The organism is Azospirillum sp. (genome assembly GCF_035627195.1).
In the GTDB taxonomy this organism is placed as follows: Bacteria; Pseudomonadota; Alphaproteobacteria; order Azospirillales; family Azospirillaceae; genus Azospirillum.
This window is the reverse complement of sequence record NZ_DASPMG010000116.1, coordinates 1-5,821: the sequence shown is the minus strand read 5'-3', so window position 1 is coordinate 5,821 and position 5,821 is coordinate 1. Positions and strand designations below refer to the sequence as shown.

At 69.0% G+C, this 5,821-nt stretch carries 5 protein-coding genes; all 5 read left to right on the top strand.

Annotated features, from left to right (window positions below):
- Window positions 1-654 precede the first annotated feature (654 nt).
- Window positions 655-1,695, top strand: a complete 1,041-nt coding sequence (gene pdhA, locus VED21_RS10415; RefSeq protein ID WP_324882278.1) for a pyruvate dehydrogenase (acetyl-transferring) E1 component subunit alpha — start codon at window positions 655-657, stop codon at window positions 1,693-1,695.
- Window positions 1,696-1,716: 21 nt separating this feature from the next.
- On the top strand, window positions 1,717-3,108 hold the full coding sequence (locus VED21_RS10410) for a pyruvate dehydrogenase complex E1 component subunit beta (RefSeq protein WP_324882277.1): 1,392 nt from the start codon (window positions 1,717-1,719) through the stop codon (window positions 3,106-3,108).
- 15 nt (window positions 3,109-3,123) lie between these two features.
- Complete coding sequence (locus VED21_RS10405) at window positions 3,124-4,470, top strand: pyruvate dehydrogenase complex dihydrolipoamide acetyltransferase (protein ID WP_324882276.1); 1,347 nt, start codon at window positions 3,124-3,126, stop codon at window positions 4,468-4,470.
- Window positions 4,467-4,784, top strand: coding sequence for a chorismate mutase (locus VED21_RS10400; protein ID WP_324882275.1), 318 nt, complete (start codon window positions 4,467-4,469; stop codon window positions 4,782-4,784). The genes VED21_RS10405 and VED21_RS10400 overlap by 4 nt, the downstream gene beginning before the upstream one ends.
- Before the next feature lie 3 nt (window positions 4,785-4,787).
- Window positions 4,788-5,821 (top strand): dihydrolipoyl dehydrogenase (gene lpdA / locus VED21_RS10395; protein WP_324882274.1); only part of this gene is annotated, 1,034 nt, incomplete at its 3' end.

Here is a 5,821-nt window from a genome sequence, read left to right as displayed (position 1 = left end):
GACCGCGACATGCTGGACGAGCGGGCGCGCACGATGCTCAGCCTGACGCACCAGAACGACGTCATCCTCTCCCTGCCGCCCGTCTACGACGGCGACGACACGCCGGCCACGGCCGCGCGCTGACTCTCCTGGGGCGCTCTGCCCCCTCCCGGCTTCGCTGGCGCTCAGCCACCCTCCCCCTCTTCGAGGTGGAGGGTTTTTTGGCGTGCGGTGGCAGTCCCCTCTCCCGCCTAGCGGGGGCGTGGAGCCGACGGCGAAGCCGGACGGGCGCCGAAGGCGACCGTAGGCGGAACGCGGCCGCCCGACTTGCGGGCGGCCGTGGTTAGGGAGGGGGCAAAACCTTACCCACATTTTTTCTGTTTCATCCGCAACGACGGCGCAACGAACGTGCCGGCGCGCCGGCGCGTCCGGACGGCTTGTTGCGGATTTCCGGCGCACGCCGAAAGCTTCGCCAACCGCGCACCCGCGCGCAACGCAGAAACTCCGTGCAATCAGCAGATTAACCGAAATCAAGTTAACTGCAATTTCGTATTATAAAACAGCTACTTGCCAAGGTACTGCTTGTCCGATAGGGTCCTCGCGCTAGTACTTTCGTAGCGAAATGCAGCGCCGGGGCGCAAACCCGGCGCGCGCTCTATTGCCAGGGGAGGACACATGGCAGCCCCACGACGCCGGACCAAGGCGCAGAACGACGCCGCGCCCGCCACGAAGAACGCTTCCCAGACCGCTCCGCAGCCCTCGGCGGAGGAACTTCTCCACTACTACCGCGAGATGCTGCTGATCCGCCGTTTCGAGGAGAAGGCGGGCCAGCTCTACGGCATGGGCCTGATCGGCGGCTTCTGCCACCTCTACATCGGCCAGGAGGCCGTGGTGACCGGCGTGCAGTCCGCCCTGAAGGAGGGCGACAGCGTCATCACCAGCTACCGCGACCACGGCCACATGCTGGCCTGCGGCATGGACGCCAAGGGCGTCATGGCCGAGCTGACGGGGCGCCGCGGCGGCTACTCCAAGGGCAAGGGCGGCTCGATGCACATGTTCAGCCGCGAGAAGGGCTTCTACGGCGGCCACGGCATCGTCGGCGGCCAGGTGCCGCTGGGCACCGGCCTCGCCTTCGCCCACAAGTACCTGAAGGACGGCGGCGTGTGCGCCTGCTACCTGGGCGACGGCGCGGTCAACCAGGGCCAGGTGTACGAAAGCTTCAACATGGCGGCGCTGTGGAAGCTGCCGGTCGTCTACATCATCGAGAACAACAAGTACGCCATGGGCACGGCGCAGGAGCGCGCCTCGGCCGGCGAGCTGCACCAGCGCGGCGCGGCCTACGGCATCCCCGGCCATCAGGTCAACGGCATGAACGTGCTGGACGTGAAGGCCGCCGCCGACCAGTGGGTCCCCTGGGTGCGCGAGGGCAACGGCCCGGTCATCCTGGAGATGAAGACCTACCGCTACCGCGGCCACTCCATGTCCGACCCGGCCAAGTACCGCACCAAGGAGGAGGTCGAGAAGATGCGGACGGAGTCCGATCCCATCGACCAGATGAAGAAGCTCCTCCTCGACACCGGCGTGGCGGACGAGGAGAAGCTGAAGGAGATCGACCGCGACGTGAAGGCGATCGTCTCCGAAAGCGCCGAGTTCGCCCAGCAGAGCCCCGAGCCCGATCCGTCCGAGCTGTGGACAGACGTGCTGATCGAAGCCTGAGCCGGCGTACGGAGGAATAGAATGCCGATCGAAGTGCTGATGCCGGCGCTGTCGCCCACGATGACCGAGGGCAAGCTGGCCAAGTGGCTGAAGAAAGAGGGCGACGAGATCAAGTCCGGCGACGTGCTGGCGGAGATCGAGACCGACAAGGCGACCATGGAGGTCGAGGCGGTCGACGAAGGCCGCCTGGGCAAGCTGCTGATCGCCGAGGGCACCGAGGGGGTCGCCGTGAACACCCCCATCGCCGTGATCCTGGGCGACGGCGAGGAAGCCGTCACCAACCTGTCCAACACCGAGGAGTCCACGCCCAAGACCGCCGCCCAGCCGGTGGTGAAGGGTGAGGAAGCCCGCCCCGCCACGCTCCCCGCCGAACCCGCCAGCGGCCCGGCCGCCCCGCCGGCCTCCGACGAGGACAAGTTCTTCGACGCCGTGTCGAAGAAGACCGTGCGCGAGGCCCTGCGCGACGCCATGGCCGAGGAGATGCGGCGCGACGCCAAGGTCTTCCTGATGGGCGAGGAGGTCGCGCAGTACCAGGGTGCTTACAAGGTGTCCCAGGGCCTGCTGCAGGAATTCGGCCCCGACCGCGTCATCGACACGCCGATCACCGAATACGGCTTCGCCGGCCTCGGCGTCGGCGCCGGCTTCAAGGGCCTGCGCCCGATCGTCGAGTTCATGACCTTCAACTTCGCCATGCAGGCGATCGACCACATCGTGAACTCGGCCGCCAAGACGCTGTACATGTCCGGCGGCCAGATGGGCTGCCCGATCGTGTTCCGCGGCCCCAACGGCGCCGCCGCCCGCGTCGCCGCCCAGCACAGCCAGGACTTCGCCCCCTGGTACGCCAGCGTTCCGGGCCTGAAGGTCGTCGCCCCCTACAGCGCGTCGGACGCCAAGGGCCTGCTGAAGGCCGCCATCCGCGATCCGAACCCGGTCATCTTCCTGGAGAACGAGATCCTCTACGGCCAGAGCTTCGACGTGCCGGATTCGGAGGATTTCACCATCCCCATCGGCCGCGCCAAGGTGATGCGCCAGGGCAAGGACGTGACCATCACCGCCTACTCGCTGATGGTCGCCCAGGCGCTGGCCGCGGCCGAGTTGCTGGCGCAGGAGGGCATCGAGGCGGAGGTCATCAACCTGCGCTCCATCCGCCCGCTCGACGTCCACACCATCGTCGAGAGCGTGAAGAAGACCAACCGCCTCGTCTCGGTCGAGGAGGCGTGGGCCACCTGCGGCATCGGCGCCGAACTCAGCGCGCTGATGATGGAGCACGCGTTCGACTATCTGGACGCGCCGGTGATCCGCGTCAGCGGCAAGGACGTGCCCATGCCCTACGCCGCGAACCTGGAGAAGCTGGTCCTGCCGCAGCCGGACAGCATTGCCGCCGCGGCCAAAAAAGCCCTCTACCGGGCGTAAGACGGAGGTCGGGACATGCCCATCGAGATTCTGATGCCCGCCCTCTCGCCCACCATGACCGAGGGCAACCTCGCCAAGTGGCTGAAGAAGGAAGGCGACACGGTGAAGTCCGGCGACGTACTCGCCGAGATCGAAACCGACAAGGCCACCATGGAGGTCGAGGCGGTCGACGAAGGCCGCCTGGGCAAGATCCTGGTGCAGGCCGGCGCCCAGGGCGTGGCGGTGAACACCCCCATCGCCGTGCTGCTGGAGGAAGGCGAGGACGAGAGCGCGCTCGCCAAGGCCGGCGGCGCGCCCAAGGCCGAAGCCCCCAAGGGGAACGGCGCTGCGGCCCCCGCCGCTCCCGCCCCCGCCGCCGCCGCCCCGGCCCCGGCCCCGCAGGCGGCTCCCGCTGCCCACACGGGTGACCGCGTGTTCGCCAGCCCGCTGGCCCGGCGCCTCGCCGAACAGGCCGGCGTCGACCTGAAGGCGGTGAAGGGCTCCGGCCCCAATGGCCGCATCGTCAAGGCCGACGTCGAGGCCGCCAAGGCCGGCGGCGGAGCCAAGCCGGCTCCCGCCCCGCAGGCCGCGGCTCCCGGTGCGGCGCCGGCCGCCGCACCGGCGCCCGCTCCCGCCCCGGCTCCCCGGCCGGCGGCCGCCGCGGGCGTGGACGCGCGCGACTACTCGGACAAGCTGGGCATGCGCTACACGCTCCAGCCCAACTCGTCCATGCGCAAGACCATCGCGCGCCGCCTGACCGAGGCGAAGCAGACGGTCCCGCACTTCTACCTGACCATCGACTGCCAGCTCGACACGCTCATGAAGGTGCGCGCGGAGCTGAACGGCCGGTCCGACGCCTACAAGCTGTCGGTCAACGACTTCGTCATCCGCGCGGTGGCGCTGGCGCTGAAGAAGGTGCCCGCCGCCAACGCCGCCTGGTCGGACGAGGGCATCCTCCAGTACGAGCACGCCGACGTCTCGGTGGCGGTCGCCACGCCCAACGGCCTGATCACGCCGATCATCAAGGCGGCGGAGGGCAAGGGCTTGGCCCAGATCTCCAACGAGATGAAGGACCTCGCCAAGCGTGCGCGCGACGGCAAGCTGAAGCCGGAGGAGTTCCAGGGCGGCACCTTCTCGGTGTCCAACCTGGGCATGTTCGGCGTGCGCGAGTTCGCCGCCATCATCAACCCGCCGCAGGGCTGCATCCTGGCGGTGGGGGCGGGCGAGCAGCGCCCTGTCGTCAAGGACGGCGCGCTGGCCGTCGCCACGATGATGAGCTGCACGCTCTCCGTCGACCACCGCGTGGTGGACGGCGCCGTCGGCGCGGAGTTCCTGGCCGCTTTCAAGAAGCTGGTCGAGGACCCGTTGAGCATGCTGCTGTGAGCACGCCGGACGAGAGCCCGCTGGCGCCGCTGCGCGCGGAGATCGACGCCATCGACGCCGAGCTGGTCGCCCTTCTGGGGCGCCGGTTCGGCGTGGTGCGCCGGGTCGCCGACGTGAAGCACCGCCACGGGATCCCGGCCGTCCTGCCGGAGCGCATCGAGGCGGTGAAGCGGCAGGCGGCCGCGCGGGGCGAGGCCGTCGGCCTCGACCCCGGCTTCGTCGCCGGCCTGTATCAGATGATCATCGACGAGGCCTGCCGGACCGAGGAGCGGCTGTTCGCCGCCCCGGACGGAACCTCTGACGAGGGAGAGTGACCCTTGGCCGACATGAACTACGACGTCATCGTCATTGGCAGCGGGCCCGGCGGCTATGTGGCGGCGATCCGCGCCGCCCAGCTCGGCCTGTCCACCGCCGTGGTGGAACGCGAACACCTGGGCGGCATCTGCCTGAACTGGGGCTGCATCCCCACCAAGGCGCTGCTGCGCTCGGCCGAGGTCATGCACCTCGCCAAGCACGCCGCCGACTACGGCCTGTCCGTGAACGGCGTGTCCTTCGACCTGGACAAGGTGGTCCAGCGCTCGCGCAAGGTGGCCGCCCAGCTCAACGGCGGTGTCAAGCACCTGCTGAAGAAGAACAAGGTCACCGTCATCGAGGGCGAGGGCAAGCTCGCCGGCAAGGGGCAGGTGGCCGTGACCAAGGGCGGCTCGCCCGTCGGCACCTTCGGCGCCAAGCACATCATCATCGCCACTGGGGCGCGTGCGCGCACGCTGCCGGGCCTTGAGGACGACGGCAAGCTGGTGTGGACCTACAAGAAGGCGATGACCCCCAACGCCTTCCCGAAGTCGCTGCTGGTCATCGGCTCCGGCGCCATCGGCATCGAGTTCGCCAGCTTCTACAACGCGCTCGGCTCCAAGGTGACGGTGGTCGAGGTGATGGATCGCATCCTCCCCGTCGAGGACGCGGAGATCTCCACCTTCGCCCGCAAGGCGTTCGAGAAGCAGGGCATGCGCATCATCACCGGCGCCAAGGCCGGCAACCTGCGGAAATCCGCCGACAGCGTCACGGTGGCCGTCGAGGCCGGCGGCAAGACCGAGGACATCACGGTGGACCGCGTCATCGTCGCGGTGGGCATCAGCCCGAACACCGAGAACCTGGGCCTGGAAGGCACCAAGGTGAAGCTGGACCGCGGCCACATCGTGACCGACGAGTACTGCCGCACCGGCGAGCCCGGCGTCTACGCCATCGGCGACGTGACCCAGCCCCCCTGGCTGGCGCACAAGGCCAGCCACGAGGGCGTCATCTGCGTGGAGGCCATCGCCGGCAAGCACCCGCACCCGCTCGACATCCGCTC

What these genes read in the sequence shown, in the direction of transcription:
- pdhA (WP_324882278.1), top strand. Translation starts at nt 655, where the DNA reads ATGGCAGCCCCACGACGCCGGACCAAGGCGCAGAACGACGCCGCGCCC.
- VED21_RS10410 (WP_324882277.1), top strand. Translation starts at nt 1,717, where the DNA reads ATGCCGATCGAAGTGCTGATGCCGGCGCTGTCGCCCACGATGACCGAG.
- VED21_RS10405 (WP_324882276.1), top strand. Translation starts at nt 3,124, where the DNA reads ATGCCCATCGAGATTCTGATGCCCGCCCTCTCGCCCACCATGACCGAG.